21 protein-coding genes and 1 tRNA gene are annotated in these 26,985 nt (G+C 58.2%); 1 reads left to right on the top strand and 21 read right to left on the bottom strand.

Annotated elements, in window-relative coordinates; genetic code table 11:
• From ACIPZB_RS25990 to ACIPZB_RS25890, 21 genes are all read right to left on the bottom strand, one after another.
• A partial coding sequence (locus ACIPZB_RS25990; protein ID WP_400643309.1) for an ImcF-related family protein occupies window positions 1-1,502 on the bottom strand: 1,502 nt, incomplete at its 3' end.
• Window positions 1,499-2,716 carry a hypothetical protein gene (locus ACIPZB_RS25985; protein WP_400643308.1) on the bottom strand — a complete coding sequence of 406 codons (1,218 nt, stop codon included), beginning with the start codon at window positions 2,714-2,716 and terminating at the stop codon, window positions 1,499-1,501. The genes ACIPZB_RS25985 and ACIPZB_RS25990, both read right to left, overlap by 4 nt.
• A gap of 181 nt (window positions 2,717-2,897) precedes the next feature.
• The gene (locus ACIPZB_RS25980) at window positions 2,898-3,668 is read right to left on the bottom strand and encodes a DUF3592 domain-containing protein (RefSeq protein ID WP_400643307.1); all 771 of its coding nucleotides are present in this window, start codon (window positions 3,666-3,668) and stop codon (window positions 2,898-2,900) included.
• A gap of 237 nt (window positions 3,669-3,905) precedes the next feature.
• Entirely contained in the window at window positions 3,906-4,811 is a 906-nt protein-coding gene (locus tag ACIPZB_RS25975; RefSeq protein WP_400643306.1) for a formylglycine-generating enzyme family protein, read from the bottom strand.
• Window positions 4,812-5,007: 196 nt separating this feature from the next.
• Entirely contained in the window at window positions 5,008-6,039 is a 1,032-nt protein-coding gene (locus ACIPZB_RS25970) for a formylglycine-generating enzyme family protein (RefSeq protein ID WP_400643305.1), read from the bottom strand.
• Window positions 6,040-6,051: 12 nt separating this feature from the next.
• Window positions 6,052-8,337 (bottom strand): hypothetical protein, encoded by a 2,286-nt coding sequence (locus ACIPZB_RS25965; RefSeq protein WP_400643304.1) that lies wholly within the window; start codon window positions 8,335-8,337, stop codon window positions 6,052-6,054.
• Window positions 8,338-8,354: 17 nt separating this feature from the next.
• Window positions 8,355-10,874, bottom strand: coding sequence for a type VI secretion system Vgr family protein (locus tag ACIPZB_RS25960; protein WP_400643303.1), 2,520 nt, complete (start codon window positions 10,872-10,874; stop codon window positions 8,355-8,357).
• Between the two features lie 2 nt (window positions 10,875-10,876).
• A complete protein-coding gene (gene tssH, locus ACIPZB_RS25955; RefSeq protein ID WP_400643302.1) occupies window positions 10,877-13,531 on the bottom strand; it encodes a type VI secretion system ATPase TssH in 2,655 nt (884 codons plus the stop codon).
• A 152-nt stretch (window positions 13,532-13,683) separates the two neighbouring features.
• Window positions 13,684-14,175, bottom strand: coding sequence for an Hcp family type VI secretion system effector (locus ACIPZB_RS25950; RefSeq protein WP_400643301.1), 492 nt, complete (start codon window positions 14,173-14,175; stop codon window positions 13,684-13,686).
• A gap of 15 nt (window positions 14,176-14,190) precedes the next feature.
• Entirely contained in the window at window positions 14,191-15,870 is a 1,680-nt protein-coding gene (locus ACIPZB_RS25945) for an OmpA family protein (RefSeq protein WP_400643300.1), read from the bottom strand.
• Between the two features lie 52 nt (window positions 15,871-15,922).
• A complete protein-coding gene (gene tssL, locus ACIPZB_RS25940) occupies window positions 15,923-16,600 on the bottom strand; it encodes a type VI secretion system protein TssL, short form (RefSeq protein ID WP_400643299.1) in 678 nt (225 codons plus the stop codon).
• A complete protein-coding gene (gene tssK, locus ACIPZB_RS25935; protein ID WP_400643298.1) occupies window positions 16,597-17,952 on the bottom strand; it encodes a type VI secretion system baseplate subunit TssK in 1,356 nt (451 codons plus the stop codon). Before tssK ends, tssL begins: the two co-directional genes overlap by 4 nt.
• A gap of 23 nt (window positions 17,953-17,975) precedes the next feature.
• Window positions 17,976-19,511, bottom strand: a complete 1,536-nt coding sequence (tssC, locus tag ACIPZB_RS25930; protein ID WP_400643297.1) for a type VI secretion system contractile sheath large subunit — start codon at window positions 19,509-19,511, stop codon at window positions 17,976-17,978.
• Between the two features lie 34 nt (window positions 19,512-19,545).
• Entirely contained in the window at window positions 19,546-20,049 is a 504-nt protein-coding gene (tssB, locus tag ACIPZB_RS25925) for a type VI secretion system contractile sheath small subunit (protein ID WP_400643296.1), read from the bottom strand.
• 445 nt (window positions 20,050-20,494) lie between these two features.
• Window positions 20,495-20,570: transfer RNA gene (locus tag ACIPZB_RS25920), tRNA-Gly, on the bottom strand.
• 63 nt (window positions 20,571-20,633) lie between these two features.
• Window positions 20,634-21,194, bottom strand: coding sequence for a CDP-diacylglycerol--glycerol-3-phosphate 3-phosphatidyltransferase (pgsA, locus tag ACIPZB_RS25915; RefSeq protein ID WP_400643295.1), 561 nt, complete (start codon window positions 21,192-21,194; stop codon window positions 20,634-20,636).
• Between the two features lie 33 nt (window positions 21,195-21,227).
• Window positions 21,228-23,051, bottom strand: a complete 1,824-nt coding sequence (uvrC, locus tag ACIPZB_RS25910) for an excinuclease ABC subunit UvrC (RefSeq protein ID WP_400643294.1) — start codon at window positions 23,049-23,051, stop codon at window positions 21,228-21,230.
• A 5-nt stretch (window positions 23,052-23,056) separates the two neighbouring features.
• Window positions 23,057-23,695: a UvrY/SirA/GacA family response regulator transcription factor gene (gene uvrY / locus ACIPZB_RS25905; protein WP_008098041.1), complete on the bottom strand. Its 639-nt coding sequence runs from the start codon at window positions 23,693-23,695 to the stop codon at window positions 23,057-23,059.
• A 63-nt stretch (window positions 23,696-23,758) separates the two neighbouring features.
• Window positions 23,759-24,148, bottom strand: a complete 390-nt coding sequence (locus ACIPZB_RS25900) for a helix-turn-helix domain-containing protein (protein ID WP_400643293.1) — start codon at window positions 24,146-24,148, stop codon at window positions 23,759-23,761.
• Window positions 24,149-24,365: 217 nt separating this feature from the next.
• A complete protein-coding gene (locus ACIPZB_RS25895; protein WP_400643292.1) occupies window positions 24,366-24,797 on the bottom strand; it encodes a GNAT family N-acetyltransferase in 432 nt (143 codons plus the stop codon).
• The gene (locus ACIPZB_RS25890) at window positions 24,787-25,173 is read right to left on the bottom strand and encodes a DUF488 domain-containing protein (protein WP_400643291.1); all 387 of its coding nucleotides are present in this window, start codon (window positions 25,171-25,173) and stop codon (window positions 24,787-24,789) included. The genes ACIPZB_RS25895 and ACIPZB_RS25890 overlap by 11 nt, the downstream gene beginning before the upstream one ends.
• Before the next feature lie 128 nt (window positions 25,174-25,301).
• Here ACIPZB_RS25890 and ACIPZB_RS25885 point away from each other — a divergent pair, with 128 nt between their 5' ends.
• Complete coding sequence (locus ACIPZB_RS25885) at window positions 25,302-26,918, top strand: inorganic phosphate transporter (RefSeq protein WP_400643290.1); 1,617 nt, start codon at window positions 25,302-25,304, stop codon at window positions 26,916-26,918.
• Window positions 26,919-26,985 lie beyond the last annotated feature (67 nt).

Here is a 26,985-nt window from a genome sequence, read left to right as displayed (position 1 = left end):
GGCTCGGTATTGCCCAGCGTTTGGACCAGGAACGTCGCATCGGCCTTCTCGGGGCGGGCCAGCATGAGGTAGGCCTTGAGCTGGTTGTAGGCTTCTCGGGTCCGCTTGCTGCGCTCAGGACTGTTCGGGGGCAGTTTGACCAGGGCATTGAGTTGGGCTTGCAGCGCGGACGCTGCCGGATCGCGCACAAGTCGGTTGTTGGCGCCCACATAGTGCGGCCAGAGGGCATCGCGTAGCGCCTCGCTGCGATTCAGGCCGAAGCGCTGGTACCAGGGGCCGCCGTGTTCGGTGCGGTAGTCAAGGCGCGACAACTCGCGGACCACTTCGGTCAAGGCGACCCGTGAATCGTGGCCTTCAACCGGTTGCTGCAGCGTCGCCAATGCCGCCTCTACCCGGCCGACTTCGGCGCGATTGCTGACAAAGGAAAGCAGCAGGCCGACGCCCCACACTACGGCGAAGCTCAGGGCGGCAACGTAACCTATTCGGCTAGAACTCCAGCCCAGGCGCTGCGGATTGGCCGAGCTGTGGCCCAACACGCCAAGCCAGGCCGGAGCGGGCAGCCAGTGGTGGGCTACGCTGGACGTGTCCCTTGGCGCCAGCGGCAAGCTGAACCACAACCCACGCAACGAAACGCCACGTCCCCCCTGTACCGCAGACATTGCGGCTCGCCAACGCGCACCGCCCTCGGTCCCAAAATCGCGCGATAAGCGCAGCAGGAAATCATGGCCGAGGTCGTTCTGAAGCTGCGCCAAACCCTGTTCGCGCAACGGTTGCTGCAATCGCTGCAGCAGCGCATCCAGTTGCGTCGCCGTAAACCGCGCCGGCAGACTGCAGCCCACCGGTTGTACCTCGCGTGCGGATTGCGGCCAGGCAGTTTCGCAGACCTGCCATAGATGTAGCGGCAATTGCCAACGCATGTCCTTGGCGAGATTTTGCAAGCGGCGAGCGCCGCTGCTCATCGCCGTGACATCGCGGCTCTGTTCCTTGCTTAATACCCAGACGACACCGTCAAGCCCACGCCATTTGGCAAGTAGCTCTATATTCGGTTCTACCTCCATGCCGCCGCCGTACAACAGCACCGCATTTGGCGCTTCGAGCCACTGCTGCTCAGCCAAACCTGGAGCAATGGCTTCAATCTGCTCCGACTCGCCGACGACGAGCAGCAAACGCACTTTGCTGCGCCAGAAGAAGCCGTAATGGTCGCGCAGCGATTGCCTGACGGTGTTGGCCGTAGTCTCGCTACGAGCAGGGCTGGGAAACAACCGTAAAAGAGAACGGGGTACGCGCGAGGAAAACTCCAGTGATGCCAACTTCCTGATACCCAGCGCGCCAAGGCCATCGAGGAGTAACACAAGCAAACACAACCCGAGCACACCAGCAAATAGCTTCAGCTGATTGTTCTCATCGGTTACAGAAACGATTGGGTTGTCGACCCAAATCAATATCCCGCCGATGACAACGATGCAAAGGAGCACAATCCAGATGCTAATTTGCTTTTTCATGACTTGATTTCACTTCCAGTCTGTACAGCTGGTCGTATGACGCACCATTGCGGTGAAGCGTCCTGCAACATGACCAACTGTGGCTGAACATCCGCCGCCGCTTGCTCACTGGCGACAATGATTGTGATGTTGCCCAAAGCACTGGCTGGCCGGCCAAAGCCGTCGTCCAGCCGCAGACACTTATCGATGTCGAGCGAATGACCTGCACTGTCCATTGCGATACTCACAGCGCACAGGACATCGCCAGGTATCTGCGCCTGCCAGACAAAATAAGGCTCGTTGTCTCCTATGCGCCCCCAACGCAATACGTCCTGCAGTGACTTCGCCTCGTTGATCATTGGCACAGGGCGATGGATCCATGCTTCTGGCGTAAGCTTCTGCATTTCGCAAAACTGCGGTTGTGCGAGCAACAAGGCAGAGACCGATTCAGCCTGTTCCGTAACGGGCTCCTGGAACAGATTGATCTCAAGCGACAGCAAGAGCGAACAGACTTCGGGCTGATCCAGCCATTCATCCAGCCAGAGCACACCGTCGTCCTGTGTTGCGAATCGCACGTGGTCAATTGCCAAGTCTTCGGCTGCACAGGAGCGCCATAACGACAGGATTTCAGCATCGCTGAGCACCTGGTTGTGCTTGATCCGAAGGTTCAACGATGTTGATCGCCCATAGCGCTGCAATTCGTCATCGAGGCCGCACATCAGTTGCTGCAGGAACAGCTGCAAGCGCCGCTGGTATGAATGCAGCACAGTGCTATCGCCTGCGGGCGTCAGTTGACTGGCACGCAAGGTCGAATCCACATCTGACAGGTAGACAGGCTGCAAGGGTGTACTTGAATTGCGTAGCGCCCGAGCCAGTTGATTGTTGCCTGCCGGGGTGCGGTAAGAGGTGGCCAGCAAGGCGATGGCGCGCTGACCGTGAGCTATCAGCAAGCGCTCATGTTCGGTGTGTTGCTGGTTCCAGCTCTGCGCGTAATCCCGCTCCTGCTCATAAGCCCTTGCGCGTAGAGCGAACATCAAAAGTCCGGCCACCGACGGCAGTACAAGCACACAGCACCAGAACCACAGCGACATCCGCCAGCTATCACTTGGCCAGAGCAGCACCCCAAGGCTGCCGCCCAGCAGGCAACACAATAAAATCACCAGTAGCCAGCGCCTTATATCGGGAGCCGACGGCGGCACAATCCGCTCAGGTAAGGTGTCGAGGTCAACCGGCACGTCAACGCCTCCCTGCCTGTGGCAACGAAGTGATCAAGGTGCAACCGCAATCACAACGATGGCCGTGCAAAGCCATCGGGCGGCTTTTGTGAATGAAACCTTGATTGCCGCAACAGCGCTTGTCGCCGATACGAATGACACCCTTCATACAGAGCTCCCCATAAAAATTGCGCGGCAATCATCAATCCGCTGATTCAGGCAAGAAGGACAGATCGACGTGATATTTTTTGGGGTTTTGCCGATCGATAAATACTTTGATCTTGTCGCTACTGATATAAGGCGTTGGATCGAACCAGATATTGTCACTTTCCAACCGATGCAACACTCGGGTTGTCGGGTTCAGCCATTGAGAGACAATCAGGTAGGGGTGTCGACCGTTGATTGAAAACGAGTGATTCACGTCAACGGACTGGTAATTGGCCTGTACCACCTGACCCTGTTGCCTCAGACGGTTTACTTTGCGGTTTTTGAGAGGACCGACCAGCACCATTCCAATGCCTATCAATAAAAACGGGCTGCCTATCAACAACATCGGAAGTGCAATACCCCATCGGGAAAGAAACGATTTTATCCTGGCACCCTGAGGGGCAGCGGGGGAATAGACCACCTCAATTCTCTTCCCTATCGGATTATATTTGTGATTGACACTATCGGGAGAAGTAAACTCCACAACTGCAGCCTCCCTGTCGAGAAACTGCACAACAGGCTTGATCGCACCCGTACTGGGCAATTGCGCATACGCTATTATCGTACCTTCTGTGGAAATTGCCTCAGCCAAAAAATCACTGGACTTTTTATAGGAAATCGCACCAATTGCTACCAGCACGGCTCCCACCATGAGAAACACCCATTTTACTACTGACAAAGCTTTCATACGCCCCCAACGCGCCAGAGCAAGCAGGCGCCAAAAGTTTAAATGGCAATCTATAATTATCAAGAAACGGGCACACATCATCGATCACGTAGCTTAGGGCCTGGTGAACCTCGAACGAAGAAAGGTGCTTAACGACCAGCGTCGCTTACAAATTCAATGATCAGCCAAAAATAACAGGCATGAAACTGCCTCAGTTCAAAGGAGTGGCGCTGTTCACCACGCAACGTGCAGTCTTACCAACGACAGCTAGCAAACCGTCGCTTGAGATCGTACTACTAATATATCCATCAGGGCTTCTGTAACTACGCTGTACATTTACACCTCCCCCCAAAGCGGATCTGCATAACTGATACCCCGCAACACCTTGGCATAATTATTGTTAGATTCACGACCTTTATACACAGGCTCACTAGGACCTTGAGGATCCTGAACCGGAGAGTATTTATAGTAATCGGGATCATACCAATCCTTGACCCACTCCAGACCATTATCAGACATGCCATACAAGCCCAGCGGATTAGGTGGGAATTTATCAACCGGCAGCGGGGTGAAAGTACCCGTACTCCAACCCATTTTTTCAGCAAAAGCTTCTCTATCCCAGGAGGTTGAGATATTGATTCCCTTGGGACCATCATGCCACCATTCAGTTATCTTATCGTCCGTCACTTTATAGGTACCGTCGTCCGTAGCGACCATAAGGAAACGACCTCGACTGCGTGCGGCGTACTCCCACTGAGCCTCAGTAGGCAACGCAAAGGGCAATTGACTGACATCTGCTAACCAATTGCAGTACTTTTCCGCCTCATACCAGTCAATAGGTGCTGGATTATTTGGCGGCACGCTAACGAATTTATACTCATCATCTTCAGAAATATATTTCTGAAATGAAGATTCATTGAGCGCTGAATAGATCGCATACTCACGATTTGTAATTTTAAACTTCGACATCGAATAGCCACTGAGCCGAACTTGATGCAGCGACTTACTGTCTTTATCAAGGTCATAAGGTAGCCTTTCTGGGCCATACTGCGAACCGTAGTCGCCCATTAGATACTCCCCACCCTCAATAAAGATCATATTGTCTTTAACCCCCCTAATAAAGGTATCCAGTTCCTCACCAGTAACGCTCCTACTGCCACCTACTTCTTGCCCAGTTAAAGAGTCGCATCCGGCCAACACACATACAGCAAAAAAACCAAGCGCCAACCTCGAAACCCCCATATGCACTCCAGATTATGCCAACCGATCTGAACATTCATCATAGGGCAAAAATATACAACGCCATGGATAATAAGGATTGGCCGTGCCATTGAATTTGTAATACCTCGTGTCATTCATGACACGCGCATCTACCCAGGCAATGTCCCACGCCCATAGAGCGACTGCCTCAAAACCACAAAGGCAAATACTTATCAAGCTAGTGTAACGGTTTCGCGCTATTCACTACGCATCGCGCAGTCTTACCAACAACAGCTAACAGTTCTGTTCCCGGTCTAAACCCGCTGATATACCCATCTGGACTTCTGTAGCTACGCTGTACATTTATCCCACCCCCCCAAAGCGGATCCGCATAACTTATTCCTCGTAGCACCTTGGCATAGTTATCGTTAGAGTCGGGGCCTTTGTAGACAGGTTTGCTGGGGCCTTGCGGGTCCTCAATCGGAGAATTTTTGTAGTAGTCGGGGTCATACCAATCTTTTACCCACTCCAGGCCATTATCAGACATTCCATACAAGCCCAGCGGATTAGGGGGGAATCTATCGACCGGCAGCGGGGTGTGCATACCAGTTTTCCATCCCATCTCTTCAGCAAAGGCTTCTCTATCCCAAAGCGTAGAAATATTGATTCCCTTAGGCCCATCCCGCCACTCGGCAGTCACCTCATCATCGGTCACCTTGTAGGTACCGTCGTCCGTGGCGACCATGAAAAAACGGCCTCGACTGCGAGCGGCATACTCCCACTGAGCCTCAGTAGGCAATGCAAATGGCAATTGGCTGACATTCGCCAACCAATTGCAGAATTTCTCAGCCTCATACCAGTCAATGGGTGCAGGATTACTCGGCGGCACGCTGACGAACTCATACTCATCATCTTCAGCGGTATATTTCAACACCGAAGATTCATTAAGCCTAGAATAAAATGAATATTCTCGATTTGTAATTTTGAACTTCGACATCGAATAGCTACTGAGCCGAACTCGATGCAGCGGCTTACTGTCTTTATCAAGGTCATAAGGTAGCCTTTCTGGGCCATACTGCGAACCGTAGTCGCCCATCAGATACTCCCCACCCTCAATAAAGATCATATTGTCTTTAACCCCTCTAATAAAAGCATCCAGCTCCTCATCTGTAACGCCCCTACCACTACCTCTCTCCTGGCCAATTAACAGGTCACATCCTGCCAACACACAAACAGCAAACAAACCAATCACCAACCTCGAAACACCCATATTCACTCCAGGTTATGCCAACTGATCTGAATTTTCATCACAGGGCGAAAACATACAGCGCTGTGGGTAATGAGGGTTATCCATGCTATTGAGCTTGTAATGCCACGTGTCATTCATAGCAAGCGCATACCCCCAGGCAATTTCCACTTTTAATCTCTGTCGAATGGAGACTATTTCATACTTAGCCTTATGAAGTTCGTCATCGCGATTAAAACCTAATTGTAAAAAATTGATGAGATGCTGCTCCTGCTCTTTTTCAACAGTGGCCTCATCGGCATTTTTAGCCAAGTTGCTGCCATCCACCGTCAATCGGCACAACACTTTTCGCCACTCGGCACGGGTCTGAATACTCCTCAGCACCCAGATTACGGCCTCCTTGCGAGTCGCAAATACATCAAGAAAAGCGCTACTTCGATTTTCTGGATCCACACGATCCCATTTTCCATGCCGCGTAAGCAGATATAGAAGTATGCCCTTCGCCTCGGGCGTATATCGGAGCAAATTTTGTCGTCGAGAAATCGTGGTAGATGCTAAAGCGTTCCTGTTTCGCGAAGACACAATTCCATCTCGACTCTCATCAATGAACTCGTCAACAGCAAGCCGAAATTTTCTTGAAACCTCAGTCGTTGCGCCTGAAAGACGGCTGTAGGCTTCATATACTGTTAGCGCTGCATCTGCCATTTGCATTACACAATACTGGCTATAGGCAGCGAAAGCGTCCTTCTTCACCACATCGAAAAAACTATAATCCAAACGATATAACTGATAGATCAACCACACCCCAAACTCAACAATCGTATTGACACCCACCTCACAAACAACGGCCCCTTTGGCCCCCGCGCCCCAACACACACTCGCAGCCACATGAAAGTAAAACCGGCCATTAATAAACGTGCAGTGAAATTTCCTGCCAGCACCTAGCCCCGCCAATCCAGAGATGCTGCCGGCAATGCTGCAAAAGTCAGTAAACTCGCCAGTGGACTTCAGTAATCCGGGAACACTGCTTTCAGGGTCAAAGGGCTCCGCCGGTTTCAACCATTGCAAACTCCCCTTGAGTCCGGCCTCCGCCCGAACACCCGCAAAGCCTTCAGCAGACAGGTTCAGCCCTTCATCTTCCCTGGCCATCTGCTGGTAAAACACAGCCCCACGCGTGCGCCGCTCCTTGAAGCGCGGCAGTCGCCCCCCTGACTGACCAGCCAGCACTTGTTTGTCGCCTTGGACCATCACCTGCAACTGCCCTTCGAGCACTACCGACCCGCCGATGAACCCCGTCAAACTCGGGGAGACAACCAGGCGGAAATGGCCCATGTCGAACAGCTGCTGTTTGCTGTCGGTGTACTTCAGGTTCCAGCCGAAACGGTCGGGCACATACGCCGTCAGAGCGACCGTGCCTGAGGCCAAAGTCAGGCTCCATTTGCGTTCACCGTTGATCGCCGCCTGTCTCCTTTGGGGATCGAATTCGGCGCTGGCGCCCATGTTTGAGACGTAGCGCATGAATTGCGCCCCGCCAGAGAGATCCACATTGGCAATAAGCTCCTTTTTTTCGCCGTGCAAACTGTGATTCCAGCTTTCCGCCCAATCGAAGAGCACCTCATCGACGCCCAAACTTTCAAGGTCGAAATCCGGGTTGGCCCATTTCAGTACATCTTTAAGCTCAAGTTTCAGCTTCGGCCATTCAAGCGCGCGCAGTTGCTTGCCGAGCTTTCCTGTATCGATCAAGGCCCTGCCATGTTTGTCCTTGCTCATGAAGCTTTGCGCACCACCCTTGCCGTCACTGCTTTTGAGGGACACCGAGTGCAGTTTCAGCCCTTGCTGGGTTTTACTGAAGTAGCCTTTCTTGACATACGCATAGCGCGTCGACTTGCCGCCTTTTTTACCCTTGGCGTTCTGGCCGCCAATGGGGATAAGTCCGACCACATCGTCATAGCTCATGCCCTCCATGGAAAACTCGCCCAGTTTTTCCTGAATGGCCTTGCGGCTTTCGTCCAACGCCTGCTCAGCGGTTCTCACCGCTTTGTCGTGGCGTTCCTGCTGCAGGGCTGAGAGCCCCGTTTGGGCTGCAAGGCCGTAGGCTTGCAGTGCACTGGAATAGACCGTCCCAGCCTGGTGAAAGGCGTCCATGTTGGCCAGCATGCCGCGCCAGTGGGTTTCGAACGCGCCCGCTTCGCTGTCAGCGATGAACACCAACTCTTCCGTTTCAGGCCGGAAATAGCACTGCATGGACTGGTGGTAGGCAATCGCCACAGAGCCCTTCTTGCTGGTCTGAGTTTGTGCCACAGGCGTACTAGTCTGATCCATGTTCCTGGACTCCATGTTCATTCAAAGAACAACTTGATGTTTTGCAGATCCAGACCGTAGTGGTGCTGGGTATAACCGTTTCCATCGGTCACACCACGCACTACGGAGCCGTCAGCGGCTTCGATTCGGTAATGCACATGGGGCTTGAGTTCTTCACTTTGCTTGTCCCTGATCTGGAACCGGCCTTGAGTTGGATGCTGGTACATAGGGTCCTGATGGATCATTGCGCTGAGTGCCTTGTCCATGGATGCCGAGCCACCCCACTCAACGTGATCGTTACGTATGCGCAGGTCACCCGGCGCGCCGATCTCGATGGAGCCGTCCTTGAGTTTTATGTAGGCACCGCGGCTGACCAGCGTGATGCCCTCCTTCGCGTTGAGGACCAACTCGCCATTGACGCTGTTGATTGTCAGTGCCTTGTCCGCCTGCAATGTCATTGCATCGCTTTGCGCCTCAATATCCACAGGCCCATGGGCAGCGAAGAACTTGAGCCCCAACTGGTGTGCAAAAAGGCTGATGGCGTCGCCCGCCGCCAGGCTGAAGCGCCGATGAACAGTGAAGTCGGCGCTATCACCTGCCGTGCCGATGAGGTTGGAGCCGGCCGATAACTGCAAATTGCTCGGGGTCGTCAGCGCCATACCCGCGGGTGCCGAGGCGATCAAGCCTGCATCAGCCAAATTGACCAGCGCTTTCTTCAATGCCTGCTGGGCTTCCGTATCTGCAGCCAACGCACCCGAGGCCGAGGCGCTCCGCGCAAGCGCTGCGACGAGCTGGATCGCGTTACCAAGCTCAGCGGATGCTTCGCTCATATCGAGCATCTGCCCCTGCGCTTTCGCTTGACCATCCGCGCTGATGAACACCCCCTTGCCACCGCGCATCACGCCCCAGGCATCGGTTCTCAGTTCAAAGCCTTCTCCACGCTTCTTCTTTTGCGCATCGACTACATGCCCGAGGTTGAGCTGACTCTTGCCGCCATGCTCGGTACTGAGCTTGATGTGCTCCTGCCCACGGGTATCGTCCATGCGCAGCTTGTTGTTGGCCGGGGTGCGCAGCACGTTGCGTTTGTAATTGCGCAGGTTGACGTGGTCCGGGTGCTGACTGTCGTGCAGCGCATGGGCGATATAGGGCCGGTCGGGGTCGCCCTGCTCAAACGCCACCGCCACTTCGGTGCCGCAGATCAGCGGCAGGTGCAGGCCGTGGGTGTCACCGGCATAGGGCCGGGCCAGGCGTAGCCAGGCGCTCTCTTCGCCGGTATTCCACTGGTCACGGTCGAAGAGGAAGTTGACCCGGTAACGGCCTTGCAGATCGATATGGCCGTAAGGGTCATTTTTCCGCGAACTGGTGACCCTGGCCGGCACGGTGCCGGCGATGTTCGGCTTAGGGGCAAGCTTGGGACGAAAGCACACCGTCTCCGAATACGGGATGGCTTCGAAGGTGACTTCCAGGCTGCGATCACGTGCGGCTTCGATGACCAGGCCGGTAATCACCGCGCCGGGCTCGAAGGCCTGCGGTGCACCCCCGGAAATTTTCAGTACCTGCCCCGGCGCCAACGAGGGGCTACTGCTGGCACCACTGAGCCGGGTCTGGTCATTGAGGTACAGCTCGTGCCGCAAGCGGGCGTAGAAGTAGCCGCTTTCACTGAGCAGGTCTTCGTGCTGATCGATCGCATCACCGAGTGCCGCATAGGGTTCGGCGTAGCGGTAGCTTTCACCGTAGGTGGTGGTGGCGCCTCGGCTCTGGTCGACCTCGGCATCTAGGTAGGCCGCCGCATCACGGTGCTGATAAGCACGGATATTGATGTGCTTTTCCACCACCTGGTGCCGGGTCTGCAACCCCCATACCGCATCCTTGTCAGTGCTGCTCAGGCCCGACTGCGGCCGGCAAGGCAGCTCGATGCCGAACTGGTAGCGCCGCTGGTCATCATGAAACTCGACCACGTCCAGGCGCAGCCGGTCATCGCTGGTGAAGCGGTACCAGATGCCGACCTCGGCAAGCAGACGGCTGATGAACGCCAGGTCGCTTTCGCCGTACTGCATGACCTGCTCGCGCCGGGGGTACTCGCGCACCAGGTCGAAGAAAAAGTGCTGGCCTTCGAACTCATGGCGGCTACGCAGGATGTGCTCGACGATCTCCGGCACCGACTGGTGCTGGTAGAGGCGGTACTGCTGGCCGCGTTCGAGCAGGGCCAAACGCGGTTGCAGGGTGAGCTGATAGCGGGCTTCATCCCTGGAGCCTGACAGTCGCCTGAAGCCGGTGATCGTCCCATACAGCGTACGCAAGGGTTTGACCGGGGGTAGGTTGAAGCCAGACAGATGCAGTGTCTGCGTTCGTTCGTGGAGGCTGAAACTCGCGCGCCGGCCGAGCATGCGTTCGGCAGGGATATCTTGCTCCGCAGACGTGAACTCCACGCTGTAGACAAAGGGTTCGCTCAACCTCTCTTGGCCTTCGAATGTCAGGACATCGAGGGTTGCATCCAAACCCTCCACCTCCAGCTTGTGTTGGCTGTGGTTGAACACGCCCAGAATCCCTTCAGACATGATCAGGCCTCCACAGGCGCGAGCTGCGCCTTATCAGCCCTATCGGCAAAGTCCAGGAGGACGCCCAGCTCATCGCTATGCCCCAGTGCCACGCTCCGTGTGGGCTGTCCGCTGGCCTGGCGCTGCAGCAACTGCTGGCTGAGTACCGGAAGGATCTGCTGGTTCAGCAGACTGTCGATGTTGCGGGCGCCGCTGTCGGGCAACAGGCAGGCAGCGACCAGCGCATCGTTGAGGGCCTCGTCGATGTGGCAATGCAGGCCATAGTGACGAAGTAACCGCTTGGCAACCTGGGTCAGCTTGATGGCAACGATGCGCTTCAACGCATCTGCCCGCAGTGGCCGGTAAATCAGGGTTTGAAAACGTGCCAGCAGGGCGGGCTGGAAGTGTTGGCGCAGAATCGGTCGCAGCAGGCCCTGCAATTCACTGTCTGGCGCTTCGGGTTGCGCTTGAAGGAAACCTTGCAGCAGGTCGCTTCCAAGGTTGGATGTCATGAGGATAACGGTGTTGCGAAAATCAATTTCTCGCCCCTCGCCATCGCGCATGAAGCCGCGGTCGAAAACCTGATAGAACAGGTTGAGCACATCGCGGTGGGCTTTTTCCACTTCATCCAGCAGCACCACGCTGTAAGGACGCTGGCGCACCGCCTCGGTGAGTACGCCGCCCTGCCCGTAACCCACGTAACCTGGCGGCGAGCCCTTGAGCTGGCTGACGGTATGAGCCTCCTGGTATTCCGAAAGGTTGAGGGTGATCAGCGACTTTTCGCCGCCGAATAGGCAGTCGGCCAATGCGAGTGCAGTTTCGGTCTTGCCTACGCCGCTGCTGCCAACCAGGAGGAACACGCCCAGCGGCGCCTTGTCATCTGTCAGTCCCGTGCGGGCGGCGCGCAGGCGTTGCGCCAGTGCGCTCAACGCTTCCTGCTGACCGATGACGCGCTCGGTCAATTGCTGCTCCAAGGCTAGAAGACTGGCCTGCTCATCCTTGAGCAAGCTGCCCAAAGGCACACCGGTCCAGTCGGCGATCACTTCGGCCACGCTGCGCGCGTTGACGTCTAGCGAGAGCAAGGGTTGCGGCCCTCGGGCGCGGGCCAACTGCTGCTGTAGCTCAGCGAGGCAGGCAGGGTCTTTCGGCGCAAGCTGACGCGCTTCCAACAATTGATGGGTCAGCGCCAACTCCTGGCGAAACTGCTGCTCCAACGCCGCTTTCTGGCGCTCCAACTCAGTCAGCTGCTCGCCGAGACTGGCCAACAGCGTGTCGTCGCCGCAGCCACTGAGCTGCGCATCCTCCTCCAGAGCCTGACGCTGCAATGTCAATGCGGTCTGCCTGGACTGCAGCCGGACCAACGCCTGCGGCCTGCAGTCCAGGCTCATGCGAACACGGGCGCAGGCTGTGTCGAGCAGGTCTACCGCTTTGTCGGGCAGACGGCGGCCAGTCAGGTAGCGCCGCGACAAGCTGACCGCCGCCTGAACCGCGGTATCTTCGATATGCACGCCATGGTGTCTGGCATAGCGCTCCTTCAGGCCCCGCAGCATCAGGCACGCGTTGCCATCGTCAGGCTCGTCGACCTTGACCATCTGGAAACGCCGCTCCAAGGCAGCATCGCGCTCGAAGTACTGTTTGTACTCACTCCAGGTCGTCGCTGCGATGGTGCGCAACTCGCCCCTGGCCAGGGCAGGCTTGAGCAGGTTGGCGGCGTCCGCAGCGCCTGCCTGATTGCCTGCACCGATCAGGGTGTGGGCCTCATCGATGAACAGCAGGATCGGCGTCGCCGATTGCTGTACCGCATCAATGACACTTTTGAGCCGCTGCTCGAATTCTCCCTTTACCCCCGCCCCCGCTTGCAGCAGCCCTAGATCCAGGGTGCGTACCTGCACGGGCTTGAGACTGTCAGGCACTTCGCCTTTGCTGATGCGCAACGCCAAGCCTTCGACCAGTGCGGTCTTGCCGACCCCGGGCTCTCCCACCAGTATCGGATTGTTCTTGCGCCGCCGACCGAGGATGTCGATGACTTGGCGAATCTCGTCATCCCGACCGAAGACTGGGTCGACCTGCCCTGTCGCAGCTTTGCCGGTGATGTCTTGTGTGAACCGTTCAAGCACCTCCAGCAAGGCGCTGTCATGACTGCTGGCGTGCTCTGAACCGGCATCACCCAGAACAGATCGCTCGCCGAGAGAAGGCTGGGTTTCGGGACGCTCTTCGGATTCTTGATCGAGCAGCCCTGCCATTTGCTGCAACTGCGTCGTGCCCATGCCGAGCAATGGCCAGGCGGCCGGGCATTTGAGCAGACTGGGGGCTTTGAGCAAGGCGCCCAGCAGGTGAGACGAGCGCAGGCGGTCGCTGTTGCCCTCCAGCGATACCTGCAACCAGGCATCGGTGATCAGTTGTTGCAACTCCATGCTCAGTTGCGGCTTGCTGCGAACGCTGCGTGGCAACTTGTCGAAATATTCCAGCAAGCCCTGCCACAGCGCATCCATGTCCCAACCATAGCGACGTGCAATGACAGTCAGGTCGCCCTGCCCTTGCTCCAGCAGCTTGAGCAGCCAATGTTCGATCGTGATCTGGGCATGACCACGGCTTTGGCACATGGACGCGGCCGCTGTCAGTGCCAGGGCACAGTAGGGATTGAGGCGACGAAGCAGGCGGGTTGAATCAAGCGACATACAGAGCGTCCTTGTTTTGAGTTATCGGCATGCGTCCGGATAACCGATGGAGACTGGCCGATGTGTTCGGCTGAACATCCGCGAACGGACGCTCGACCCAGCACACCGGGAGCAGGATCCGGCAGACGGAAGACCGTCTGCCGGCTACGGCATCAGGCGCTAGGGCGCTCATTCCAAGCGTCGGAATGAATGATGTTGCCGTCTTTAAAGGTCCAGGTGATCTTCTCGTAACGCAGCTCAACCTCTTCCAGATGGTTGTGCTTTTCCTTAGCGGGATCCTTGATGTCGTGCATCTTGGGTGCCACTTTTACGACTTTCACGTTCTCCAGGGTGGTGTTGAAGTACTCGACTTCCTGACCGGCATCATCGATCCGGTACCATTTGAACTCCGCGGTTTTCAGGGTTTGGCCGGTGGTCACTGCCTTGTACAGGTACGGGCTTGAAGCATCGATTTCCTTGCTGAACTTGAACGGCGCATGAATTCGCGTGCCTGTCAGCTTTCCGGTGTTGTTGTCGGTCGGGATGTACAGGCTGTGATCCTGAGCGACCACCTCGATGGTGCCCTCACGCTCCGAGACGTTCACGGAACCTTTCAGCTCCGCGCCGCCGTCATCTTTCAGCCAGAGGTAAACGGGTATAGCCATGTGAAGCTCCTTCTCCTAGAAGTTGAATGCCGCTGAATGCGGCTTGGGTTGCCCGCCTGATCTCGCAGCCGACGAGGCACAGGCCCCCGGCTCCCGCACCAGGCGAATTTCTACGCGACGATTCATTGAGCGACCGCGCTCAGTGTCGTTACTGGCAATCGGTTGACTGGCACCGAAGCCTTGAACGGCAAAGCAGCTGTCGGGGATATCGCCCATGCGCGCCATCCATTCGTGCACAGCGCCAGCGCGAGCCCTGGACAAACGGACGTTGTGTTCTTCAGTGCCAGTGGTGTCGGTATGGCCGGTGATGACGATGAGCCAACCGGGCTGGGCCTGGATGCCGACCAATGCCTTGACCAGCACTTTGGTCGACTCGACGCTCAGTTGAGCGCTTCCACTCCCGAACAATGAAAGGCTGTCCAGCCGGATGACTTCGGGGGCATCAGCCGAGGCGGATACCGTCGCCGGTCGGCGGTGACCGGAAATGGCGGCGTGCAAAGGCGCTCGCATCCGCTCGCCCTGATACAGCCCAAAGCCGAGCGACCACGGCTCACCCTGGCGGTAGTAATCATCCAGTCGCAGCGCATCCTGGCGCAGTGTTGCCAGTGCACGCTCTCGAAGCGCACTGTCTTCTGCATCCAGGCTCGGCGAAATCGCCGCGTAACGTCGCAAGTCATCACTCACCTGGCGCATGAGCAATGTGTTCTGCCAGGCAGAGCTCATCAGCGCCGCGATGCAAGCAAGCACGAACAGCCACATGCCCAGCAGCTGTACGCGGAATCGGTTGGGACGCGCAGCACTGGTTGGCAACAGGTGTAGCAAAACGTCCGGGAACGGTGACTGCGCAGCTAGCGTCGACGCTGGCACTTTCTCGACGACGCTCAATGCCGTGCGTTCATGCAGCCAGCGCTGCCAGACGTTGCGCTCTACCCACTGCCCCTGCGACGGTCGGGCCACGAATGCAACAGCAACGGGGGGCTGCGAAGTCTGAGCACGCCCGTTGCCAGACAAATCAGGCGTCATCAGTTGAGCGAGCCATTGCGCGGTACTCTGCAACTGCACGCACGCCGCTAGACGCGCAGCCTGAACCGAGCCATCCGCTTGTTGCTGCCACTCGCTCAAACTCACGCAGTCGCCTGCCTCCCGCACCACAGGGCGAGGATGCCCAGCCTCCCAGCTGAACCAGCCCTCTGACAGGGTTTGCAGATAGGACATGACAACAACAGGCAGGCCGATACCACGCTTGCGCACCATTGCCACCTGATTGCTGAAGCGGCGTACCTGGCCAGCCAGTACCGCCGAGTCGCTATGAGCGCAGGCGTCCACAACCAACATGGCACTGAGCTGTCCATCCCACTCCGGCCTTTTGGCCAGGATCTGCACCGCAAACCCGTTCAATCGGTCAACGCAAGGCACCCGCACATAACAACCCAGATCGGTTACTCGCAGTGCCAAATGCTCATCGGGTATCGACTCGAACAGGCCACCAAGCCCATCGCCACACACCAGCAGGACGGGGTGCGGGTATGAGGCGGGAGGCAGGGAGCTGCCGTTGGCCAGAACCAAGGCGCTCCGCTGCCCTTTACGTCGCGCCATGCGGCGCCAGGTCAAGGCCAGCAAGGACACTATCGTCATGACGCAGAGCACTCGCCAACCAATGGCAAGCGGGACAATTGCCACGAGTACGAGGGCCAATGCGGCGCTCCATAGACAGAGGCCTTGTATTTGCTTGAGTGTCATAGGCCCCTCACAGCTGCCCCGGCAGGAGCGACTCAAGCGCATCAGCCAGCGCCCGATTGAGCCCCCACCAGACACCGACTACCACCGCTGTCACGGCCACGATGTTCAACAGTGGCGAATGCAGCCATGACCACGCATTTCGCGAAGAAGCATGCCCTGCTCCCGTTACAAGGCCTTGCGCAAGGTCGAACGGGGCGACTTGAGCGGCGAGCGCAGCCTGCAACTGTTGCCGTTGCGGGTCATCGACATCGCGATATCGCCCCAGGAAGCCCAGCATCAGCACCCGCAGGAACGCTGTCAGTACCAGCGGATTGGCTGACGGTTCACGCAACACCGCGCGCATTTCCTCGTAAAGGAACTCACCTGCCTGATGGCTATTGAAGTATTTCGCCTGCAAGGTCTCCCTGGCCCAGGTGCCGTGAGCCTCGCCCTCTACACGAGCGAGGACTGTTTCGTCCAGCAAGGCGCATTGCGCGTGGCTGATGAAATCGATGTTTCGCGCATCCAGTCCCGACTCACCGAGCGCTTCGCGGACACGTTCAACTTGCTCTACACAGTTGGCCCAGAGCTCCGGTGCACGCTGCACCATCGCTCCCTGCCGCAACTCGATTACCAACAGGTAGGTATCCTGCAGCAGCTCATCGATGTCCGACGTCGTAGCGACGTGTTGCTCTGTAAGGTTCATGCGCGCAGTACCGCAAAGAGTTCAAGCTTCAGCTCGGTGAACGTGCTCGGTACGTAAAGCGCGCAGACGCCCTCCGCCAACATGGCTTGGCCTTTGCTGTGGCCGAGGTCGAGCGCGAAGTACTGGTTCTCCATCCGAAGCGGGATCGCTGCCGGCACATGACTGAGCGGCTGCAGTGGCACACCTTCGAGTGCGGCGTTTACGAGGTGATCGACGTCCTGTGGTGCACCTACTTTGCACAAGCGCGGGAATTGGCTTTGCACTTGCGCTACGGGTAGGCGACAACGTACCGAGAGATAGAAATCGACCCCGTTGGGTTCGAGCAAGCGCGGGTCGTTCAGCGTGACCTGCCAACGGTTGGCACTGCACTGCTCAAGCACCAGTGCCACGACCCGCGACGGCAGGCTCGCCTCCAGCAAACTTGAAATCGTCCGGATCAAAGGAGGAAGGACAACCTCGAGGTTGCCGTGCAGATAGGCCGGAACGCTGCCAACATCCTGATCCAGCGAGAATGTCAGCAAGCTCCCGGCCAACTGGATGAGGAGCTGGTAGACCTGCTCGGGGTGCCGAGCAGGATGCGCCTTGAGGTCAGCCAGCACCGGCTGGTAGGTGTTCAACGCGTTGAGCAACCAGAATAACGTTACATCCGCCACGGCAAAGTCGGCCATGCGCTGGTTGCTTTCACGGCGCATGCCCATCAGCCGCTCGCGCTTGGCCGAAAGCTGCGTAAGCAGGTTGTCCAACTGTGTAAGCAACCCAGCATGAGCGTCGATGCCAAGCAGCGGCGGAATGTATGCCCCATCCACCTCCCAACCAGCCTGAGCACCACGAACCAGGCGAACCAGCGGGCACGTCAGGTAGTCGGCATTGTCGTCACTCTCCAGCCGAAGACTCAGGGCATGTTCAAGTACGCCGATGGACTGCACCTCGTCGCCGTACAGGTCCTGTACTTCCCGCCACGCCTGGCGATAACGCCTTGGGCGATCAGCCCTGCCCCCTTCGAACAGGCAGTTGTTGCCATTGGCCTGCTCGAGCGGCAGGGCAAGCACCACCGTCGCACTCTGTGCGTCTTCCGCCAGCAGATGGGGCAGTTCGATTGCACCCGGCAGTGGATCGACCCGATCAGTGTCAATCAAAGTGCCATCAGGCATGCAGAGGCAAATACGCGTTGCCTTGAGCTTGCCGAGAAGCAGGGCATCTTTGTCGAAGTCCACCGCCTGCACACCCCAAGGGTGAATGAAACCCAAGTGCGAACAAAAGCGGTTGGTCCATGACTCGAAGCGCGCTTGCTGCTGGAATTGTTGCGGCGACAACAACATTCCCGAAGCCCATAATGGACGGTCAATATTCAAGGCACTGACTCCTGCAGCCGCAGTTAAGATTTTGCCTTAGGCATTTGCGAAACAAGTGACAAGTTGATATCCATACCTTCCACTTGAAAGTGCGGTACGGCGAACAACTTGACGCGGAAAAAACCAGGGTTGTCTTCGATGTCCTCGACAATCACCTTTGCCTCCCGCAATGGGTGTGAAGCCTGCAGGTCATCGCTTGGGTCGGTCATCTCAGTGACCAACCCACCTACCCATTTGTTCAGTTCCAACTCCAGCAGGCGGCGGTCTTTTGTCGTACCGATATTTTCGCGCTGGATCAACTTCAAGTAATGGGCAATTCGCGAGAGCAGAAAAACGTAAGGTAAACGGGCGTTGATGCGGCTATTAGCAGTCGCTTCAGCAGTATCATAAATCGCTGGCTTGTGCGCCGAGTTCGCCGAGAAGAAGCATGCGTAGTCCCGATTCTTGTAATAAGACAGCGGTATGAGCCCCAGATTGGCGAATTCAAATTCGCGTGTTTCCGGAATCATCACCTCTGACGGGATTTTTGCTTGGCTACCCGTTCCGAGGTCATACAAATGAATAGGTAGATTGGTCACTGCGCCGCCAGATTGCGGGCCACGAATCTGGACGCACCAGCCGTTAGCCACAAAGCTCTTGACCATATTGGCCGCGAAGGCAAATGCGGCATTGACCCACAGGTATTTACCATGATCCGGCCCTTTGACTTTTTCTATGTAGTTGAAACCCCGTACAGGACGTGTATCTGGGCCGTAGGGCAGCCGGCCCAGTACGCGCGGCGTCAACAGTCCCACGTAGCGCGCGTCATCACTCGCCGCGAAGCTGTGCCACTTGATGTACTCGGCACGGCCCATGTAGTTACCGATATCTTTGATGCTGGCAACTTCCTCCATGGTTTCCTTGCCAAAGAAAGCAGGCCCCACCGAACCCAGGAATGGCATATGCGCTGCCGCCGCCACCTTCGAAACGTTGCGCAGTAGCGCAATGTCTTGCGGGCTGCGATCGAATTCGTAGTTGGAAACGGCTGCCGCGATGGGCTCGCCACCGGGCGTGTCGTACTCCTGAGTGTAGGTATGCAGGTACAAGCCACTTTGGGCGATTTCCGGCGCGTCGTCGAAGTCCTGGATCAGGTGCTCTTTGCTGACATCCAGCAATTCGATGCGCACGTTCTGACGGAAATCAGTCTGATCGATCAGCGATTTCGCCCCACGCCAGGTTGACTCGACCCGTTGAAAATCGGGGTGATGCATCACGGCATCGAGCTGACTGCTGATTTGTGCATCGAGCGCTGCGATGTGCTGGTCGAGCAGTGCCCTGTCCAGGCGCTCGATCTTCGGCGATGCACTTTTGAGCAGCCCCAGAAACACACTGATGGACGCAGTCACGCGCTCATCTGCAGTCGCTTCCGACAACACCTCTACGCTTTGGAACCCTTCAATCCCGCCCATCTCGACAAGCGGTTTCAGGTTAATCTTGTCGAACAGTGCGTGATACACACCCTGATGCTCAGACGATACCGTGGCGCTGCGCGTTTGCGCGGAAGATTGTTCTTCGGACATTCGTTAACTTCCTTTTACTGGATCGAGGCGGTTTTCAGCGTTCGTTATCCGGCACGAGGGCCGTCAGCTCACTACGCAGCTCATCGCTCAATGCTTCGTCCTTGAGGATGCGTTCCAACTCAAAACGAAACGTTGCGTTATCCAACAGGTTCGCTTTCAATTCGCGCATGAGATTGCGCATCGCCAGGAGTGCCCGAAGCTGGGGCAGTTGCCGCTCAACTTGCTCTGGCTCGAAATCTTTTATGCTCTGAAACTTCAACTCGACCGACGTATCCGAGCCATCACCGATCAGCGTATTTTCCACTGCTACACGCAATATCGGAGAAAATTCCGCCAGGACATTATCGAAATTATTCTTGTCTACATTGATCTTATTCCGCTCTGACAGGGGGCGCTGCTCTGCGCCATTACTGTAATCCCCCATCAGCATAAGTTTCAGCGGTAATTCAACGTTGCGTTGCGCCCCGCCGGTATGCAAGTCCAATTTGATATTGACGCGCGCCTTTGGCACTTCGCTTTGAAAACTGTTCGAAGCCATAATTCCTCCCGAATTCTGGCGCGTTCCATGAAGTCATGTTTCGCACCCAACGGGCACACCATGGATGATGTTTCCCCATCAATCCATACCCAAAAGCGAAGATAGACGCCACCTACATTGAACAGTAATATTTCCTACGACAAATCAGGCACAGAATGCCATTGCGGTAAATTTCAACTGATACAGATCAATAAACCGCGAAGGATGAATTCAATGGAACAGACGAAGTATCGAGACAGGGAGATCAGTTGATTGGCATGCAACGCACGCGCTAATGCGAGCGTAACGAACACTGAAAGGCGATGGGCCAAAAAGAAGGCGTCGTGTGAAGTGCTTGGGGCTGCAGCGCACGGCCTAGACCGTGTTGCTGCCAAAATTCAGGCACAAAAAAAGAGGCCCTTAGGCCTCTTCTTTGTGATCCCAGCGACGCACTGAGGATCGAATTTGGAGCGGGAAACGAGACTCGAACTCGCGACCCCGACCTTGGCAAGGTCGTGCTCTACCAACTGAGCTATTCCCGCGTCGTGATGGGCGCCATTCTACCAATATCTAAAACGGCGTCAACCCCTTGATTCAAAAAAGTTTTATTTCTGTTCCGAGCCTTCGCGCAGGTGCGGCCAGGCGGCCAGCAGGTAATGCACCATCGACCACAGGGTCAGCGCCGCGGCCACCAGCAACAAGCCGTAACCCAGCACCACCCAGAACGTCACCATCGGTGGATTGGCCAGCAGGATCACCAGCGCCAGCATCTGCGCCGCGGTTTTCCATTTGCCCAGGTTGGACACCGCCACGTGCGCCCTCGCCCCCAGCTCGGCCATCCACTCGCGCAGCGCCGACACGACGATCTCGCGACCGATGATCACCGCCGCCGGCAGTGTCAGCCAGAAGTTGGCGTGCACCTGCACCAGCAGCACCAGGGCCACGGCCACCATCAGCTTGTCGGCCACAGGGTCGAGGAAGGCGCCGAATGGCGTGCTCTGCTGCAGGCGACGCGCCAGGTAGCCGTCCAGCCAGTCGGTGGCGGCGGCAATGGCGAACACCGTGCTGGCGGCCATGTAGCTCCAGTGATAGGGCACATAGAACAGCAGGATGAAGATCGGGATGAGCAGGACGCGTAGAACGGTGAGCAGGTTTGGAATATTCATCGATACGACTGGCTGCGGGTTGAGCCCGGCATTCTACTCGCTATGCAGGCTGGCATAAATCGACTCGGCAAGCTTTTTACTGATGCCGGGAGCTTTGGCGATCTCGTCGATACTGGCGCGGTTGAGCTCCTGCAGGCCGCCGAAATGTTTCAGCAGGTCGCGGCGGCGCTTGGGCCCTACCCCGGCGACGTCTTCCAGGCTCGACACGCGCCGAGCCTTGCCGCGGCGGGCGCGGTGGCCGGTAATGGCGAAGCGGTGGGCTTCGTCGCGGATCTGCTGGATCAGGTGCAGCGCCGGGTTGTCGCCCTTGAGGGTGAACTCGTGGGCGACATCATTGAGGTAAAGCGTTTCGAAACCGGCCTTGCGGGTCACGCCCTTGGCCACGCCGAGCAGGGTCAGGTCTGTGAACGCCAGCTCCTGCATCACTTCACGGGCCATGTTCAACTGGCCCTTGCCGCCGTCCACCAGCAGCACGTCGGGCAGCTTGCCCTCGCCGTCCTTGATCCGCCCGTAGCGGCGGGTCAGGGCCTGGTGCATGGCGGCGTAGTCGTCGCCTGCGGTGACGCCTTCGATATTGAAGCGGCGGTAGTCGGATTTGAGCGGGCCCTCCGGGCCGAACACCACGCAGCTGGCTACCGTGGCTTCGCCGCTGGAGTGGCTGATGTCGTAGCACTCCAGGCGCTGCGGCACTTCATCCAGGCCGAGCACCTGGGCCAGGGCCTCGAAGCGCGCGGCCATGTGCTGGCGGTTGGCCAGGCGCGCGTTGAGCGCCTGTTCGGCGTTGGTCACCGCCAGTTGCTGCCAGCGGGCGCGAGTGCCGCGCACCCGGTGGCTGATGGTCAGCTCGCGGCCGCGCAGGGTCTGCAGCGCCTCGCTGATGGCGGCGAAGTCCTCGTGCACCACGTTGACGATCAGTTCGCCGGGCAGTTCGCGCTCGGCGTTGCCCAGGTAGTACTGGGACAGGAATGCGGCCATGACTTCGGCCACCTCCTCCTCGATGCCCACCTGGGGGAAGAAGTTCTTGCTGCCCAGCACCCGTCCGCCGCGCACGCTGATCAGGTGCACACAGGCACCACCGGGGTTGACGAAAGCGGCGACCACATCGACATCACCGGAGCCGCCTTCCATGTACTGCTGGTCCTGAACCCGGCGCAGCAGGGCGATCTGGTCGCGCAGCTCGGCGGCTTTTTCGAAGTTCAGGGCCATGGCGGCCTTTTCCATCTCGGCGTTGAGCTCGTTGCCCAGCTGCTGGCTGCGACCTTCGAGGAACATCACCGAGTGGCGGATGTCTTCGGCGTACTCCTGTTCTTCGACCAGGCCGACGCAGGGCCCTTTGCAGCGTTTGATCTGGTACTGCAGGCAGGGCCGGGTGCGGTTGGCGTAATAGCTGTCCTCGCACTGGCGCACCGAGAACGCCTTTTGCAACAGGCTCAGGCTCTCGCGAATGGCCCCGGCGCTGGGGTACGGCCCAAAATAGCGGCCCTTGGCTTTCTTGGCCCCACGGTGAATGCCCAGCCGTGGGAATTGGCCGTCAGAAAGGAAGACATAGGGGTAGGATTTGTCGTCGCGCAACAAAATGTTGTACGGCGGCCGCCACTCTTTGATCAGGTTCTGCTCGAGCAGCAGCGCCTCGGTCTCGTTGGCGGTAATGGTGGTTTCGACCTGGGCGATACGGCCCACCAGCGCGGCGGTTTTCGGCGCCAGGCCGGTTTTGCGGAAATAGCTGGCCAGGCGCTTCTTGAGGTTCTTGGCCTTGCCCACGTAGAGCAGCCGAGCCTCGGCGTCGAACATCCGGTAGACGCCCGGGCGACCACTGCAGGTCGCCAGGAATGCGCTGGCATCGAAAATTTGGGGCATGAGGGTTACAGGCTTGCGTCGACCATACCGTGGCGAACGGCCAGCAAGGTCAATTCGACGTCGCTGGTGACCGAGAGTTTTTCGAAGATCCGATAACGGTAAGTATTGACGGTCTTGGGTGACAGACACAACTTGTCGGAGATGATCTGCACTTTCTGGCAGCCGACGATCATCAGGGCGATCTGGATTTCTCGCTCCGACAAGGCGTCGAACGGCGAGCCCTGAGGCTGAAACGACTTGAGCGCCAGCTGCTGGGCGATCTGCGGGCTGATGTAACGCTGGCCAGCGAACGCCAGGCGAATGGCCTGGACCATCTCGTCCAGCCCCGCGCCCTTGGTCAGGTAGCCGGCGGCACCGGCCTGCATCAAGCGCGTGGGGAATGGGTCTTCTTCGCACACGGTGACGGCCACCACTTTGGTGTCCGGGTGGCTACGCAGCAACTTGCGGGTGGCTTCCAGACCACCGATCCCAGGCATCTTCACGTCCATCAGCACGACGTCGGGCTTGAGCTCTCGGGCAAGCTTCAGTGCCGACTCACCCGAATCCGCCTCACCCACCACCTGCAGGCCGTCGATGTCGGCGAGCATGCGTGTAATACCGGTTCGCACCAGATCGTGATCGTCGACCACTAGGACCCTTATCAAGCAGACACCTCGTCAACAGGGCGATTGGATCCCGCCACCTTAACAAAATTTTTCACGACGGACCTAGCGTAAAACTTCTGTCACACCTGACTGGCGCTCATGATGCAGGGGCCACCCTCCCTGTCCATTCCTCCCCTCGCCCACCAAGCGCCCGAGCAGATGCCACAACGCCGCCTGGTCAGCGGCCGACAACCGTCGAAACGCGCCAAGCAAACCGGTTTCATCCGGGGTCAGGCTTTCCAGTGGCGCGGGGGTGCGCACACCGTTCAGTACATAAAGGGCATCCACCCCCCTGGCTGCCACGGCCGCCAGGTAATCGACCCGTGGCGTGCGCTCGCCGCTTTCGTATTTGCCCTGGGCATTGGGTTCGACTCCGCCGATATCACCAAACACCCGCTGGGTCATGCCCAGGCGCTCACGCTCTTCCCTCAGGCGCGGACCGAGTCCGTTCATATGACGCTTCTCCTTTGTCCCTTTTCGGGCCTGCTCACTATCCTGTGTGCAGTTAGACTGCGCGGTCACTATGCCCCTCGCCGGCATCGGTCGCAAGCCAGTATTGGGCCATCAATCTTGCAGTGAGTTTTCCGGCCCTATCGCCGGCAAGCCGGCTCCCACAGGTACGCCACTAGGCTGAAGTACGGTGACTTGCCGGCGATAGGGCCACAATAGATCAACCGACTATCCGCTGCATCCGCACAAAGCATTCATCCTCCCCCATCTCGACAAACCCATGGCGCAGGTACAGCTGCCGCGCAGGGTTGCTCTTGAACACCATCAACCTCAGCAACGGCAAGCGCCGCTGCCCTGCCCAATCGGCCAGTTGCTCCAGCACCCAGCCGCCCACGCCCCGCCCACGATGCTCCGGCGACAGGTGCAACTCGCGAATGAAAAGCGCCTGCCGGTCCTGGCTGAGGCTGCAGAAACCCAGCAGGGTTTCCCCTTCAACGATCAGCCACTGCTCGCGCCACCCCCACGCCTGGTCGAACGCCTCCTCGATCCACAACAGGTCGAACTCTCGGTAATAGGGCAGCATCGCCCGGCGCGTCAGGTCACGGGCGAACGTGCAGTGCCGGTCGCTGGCAGGCTTGAGCTCAAGGGGCATAGCACACCGGCGAACTGCCCGGCCCGCGCCGCTCCCATTCCTCTTCGAGCCACGCGGCCAGCACCTGGGCATTGTTGTGCTCGGTATCCTTGCCGGCATAGAGCAGAGTCAGGTCCCCCTTGGCCATCAGGTCCAGCAGGACATACCAGTGCTCGGGATGCGCCGCCAGCTCCTGCCGATAGCGCTGGGAAAATGCGGCGAAATCCACCTCCCCCTGGTGAAACGCCTTGCGCAATTCCGTCGACGGCGCCACCTCGCGCAACCACTGACCATGCAGCTCATCCTTGCGCTTGTTGCGCGGCCAGAGGCGATCGACCAGCACCCGCTGGCCATCGCCTTGGTCGACCGCGTCATAGACACGCTTGCAGCGAATCATGGGGTTCTCCTGCCTTTACCACTCGTCTTGAGCCTAGGTAATTCATTGACCGAGGTCACGTCCCGGAAACGATTTGTTTCTATGCTGACAGCCTTCGGCACCTTCGCCTGAAGCCACTCGGAGCCACCATGGCAACCCAGTCACTGGCCAGCCAGCCGCTACTGGTCGACCGCGATTCCCGCCCGCAGCTGTCGCACAAGCCCGGGCGCGCCACGCTTTTTCTGTTCTTCGGCCTGCTCGTGGCAGGCATTGCCTACACCGCCTGGAGCCTCAAGCAGGACGTCAGTGCCAGCGGCACCGTGATCACCACGGTCACCCCGTTTCTTCTGTTGGGCCTGGCGCTGCTGATCGCCCTGGGCTTCGAATTCGTCAATGGCTTCCACGATACGGCCAATGCCGTGGCCACGGTGATCTACACCCACTCGCTGCCAGCACCGGTGGCGGTCGTTTGGTCAGGGCTGTGCAACTTTCTTGGTGTGCTGCTTTCCAGCGGAGCAGTGGCCTTCGGCATCATTGCGCTATTACCGGTGGAGCTGATCTTGCAGGTGGGCTCCACGGCGGGGTTCGCCATGGTCTTCGCCTTGCTGCTGGCCGCGATCATCTGGAACCTCGGTACCTGGTGGCTGGGCTTGCCGGCGTCGTCCTCGCACACCCTGATCGGCTCGATCATCGGCGTGGGCGTGGCCAATGCCTTGATGCACGGGCGCGACGGCACCACCGGGGTGGACTGGAGCCAGGCCAGCAAGGTTGGCTATGCCTTGTTGTTCTCGCCATTGATCGGTTTCGCCTGCGCGGCCCTGCTGCTGCTGGCCCTGCGCGCGCTGGTCAAGCGCAAGGAACTGTACCAGGCGCCTGAAGGCCGCACGCCACCCCCTTGGTGGATACGTGGCGTATTGATCCTCACCTGCACCGGCGTTTCCTTTGCCCACGGCTCCAACGACGGGCAAAAGGGCATGGGCCTGATCATGCTGATCCTGGTCGGCACCTTGCCGATGGCCTACGCGCTGAACAAGACCATGCCCAGTGAGCAAGCCCTGCAGTTTTCCGCCGTGGCCGAGGTGACCCGACAGGCCCTGGTTCGTAACGATCCACGTCCGTTGCCGGGGGACCCGCGGCTGGTGCTGACCGCCTTCATCTCCCAGCCCAAGGCCGACCCGCAGCTGGTCCCTGCCCTCGCGGCCCTGACCGGCATGATCGGCGAAGAAGTCAAAGGCTACGGCTCGCTCAAGCGTATCCCGGCCGAAGCCATGGCCAACGTACGCAACGACATGTACCTGACCAGCGAAGCGATTCGTTTGATGGACAAGCACGAGTTGGTCGCCTTCGATGCCGACACCCGCAGCCATGTGCAACTGTTCAAGACTCAACTGGACGACGCCACCCGCTACATCCCACTGTGGGTCAAAGTGGCCGTGGCCATTGCGCTGGGTCTGGGGACCATGGTCGGCTGGCGGCGCATCGTGGTGACGGTGGGCGAGAAGATCGGCAAGACCCACCTGAGCTATGCCCAGGGCGCTTCGGCTGAAGTGGTGGCGATGTGCACCATTGGTGCGGCGGACATGTTCGGCTTGCCGGTATCGACCACCCATGTGCTGAGTTCCGGGGTTGCCGGGACCATGGTCGCCAATGGTTCGGGGATTCAGAAGCGCACGCTGATCAACCTGTTGATGGCCTGGGTGCTGACCTTGCCGGCTGCGATGCTGCTGGCGGGGAGCCTGTACTGGTTGCTGAACCAGATTTTCTGATTGCAACAGGTCTGGCCCTATCGCCGGCAAGCCGGCTCCCACAGGAACGCCACAGGGTTGAAGAACT

The organism is Pseudomonas sp. NPDC089396 (assembly GCF_044749545.1).
In the GTDB taxonomy this organism is placed as follows: Bacteria; Pseudomonadota; Gammaproteobacteria; order Pseudomonadales; family Pseudomonadaceae; genus Aquipseudomonas.
The sequence above is the reverse complement of the archived record's forward strand: the minus strand, read 5'-3'. Positions and strand labels throughout refer to the sequence as shown.

Bases quoted from the DNA above. Each gene is read 5' to 3' on its own strand.
- ACIPZB_RS25980 (WP_400643307.1), bottom strand. From the start codon at position 3,668: ATGTGTGCCCGTTTCTTGATAATTATAGATTGCCATTTAAACTTTTGG.
- ACIPZB_RS25975 (WP_400643306.1), bottom strand. From the start codon at position 4,811: ATGGGGGTTTCGAGGTTGGCGCTTGGTTTTTTTGCTGTATGTGTGTTG.
- ACIPZB_RS25970 (WP_400643305.1), bottom strand. From the start codon at position 6,039: ATGGGTGTTTCGAGGTTGGTGATTGGTTTGTTTGCTGTTTGTGTGTTG.
- ACIPZB_RS25965 (WP_400643304.1), bottom strand. From the start codon at position 8,337: ATGGATCAGACTAGTACGCCTGTGGCACAAACTCAGACCAGCAAGAAG.
- ACIPZB_RS25960 (WP_400643303.1), bottom strand. From the start codon at position 10,874: ATGTCTGAAGGGATTCTGGGCGTGTTCAACCACAGCCAACACAAGCTG.
- tssH (WP_400643302.1), bottom strand. From the start codon at position 13,531: ATGTCGCTTGATTCAACCCGCCTGCTTCGTCGCCTCAATCCCTACTGT.
- ACIPZB_RS25950 (WP_400643301.1), bottom strand. From the start codon at position 14,175: ATGGCTATACCCGTTTACCTCTGGCTGAAAGATGACGGCGGCGCGGAG.
- tssL (WP_400643299.1), bottom strand. From the start codon at position 16,600: ATGAACCTTACAGAGCAACACGTCGCTACGACGTCGGACATCGATGAG.
- tssC (WP_400643297.1), bottom strand. From the start codon at position 19,511: ATGTCCGAAGAACAATCTTCCGCGCAAACGCGCAGCGCCACGGTATCG.
- tssB (WP_400643296.1), bottom strand. From the start codon at position 20,049: ATGGCTTCGAACAGTTTTCAAAGCGAAGTGCCAAAGGCGCGCGTCAAT.
- pgsA (WP_400643295.1), bottom strand. From the start codon at position 21,194: ATGAATATTCCAAACCTGCTCACCGTTCTACGCGTCCTGCTCATCCCG.
- uvrC (WP_400643294.1), bottom strand. From the start codon at position 23,051: ATGCCCCAAATTTTCGATGCCAGCGCATTCCTGGCGACCTGCAGTGGT.
- ACIPZB_RS25900 (WP_400643293.1), bottom strand. From the start codon at position 24,148: ATGAACGGACTCGGTCCGCGCCTGAGGGAAGAGCGTGAGCGCCTGGGC.
- ACIPZB_RS25895 (WP_400643292.1), bottom strand. From the start codon at position 24,797: ATGCCCCTTGAGCTCAAGCCTGCCAGCGACCGGCACTGCACGTTCGCC.
- ACIPZB_RS25890 (WP_400643291.1), bottom strand. From the start codon at position 25,173: ATGATTCGCTGCAAGCGTGTCTATGACGCGGTCGACCAAGGCGATGGC.
- ACIPZB_RS25885 (WP_400643290.1), top strand. From the start codon at position 25,302: ATGGCAACCCAGTCACTGGCCAGCCAGCCGCTACTGGTCGACCGCGAT.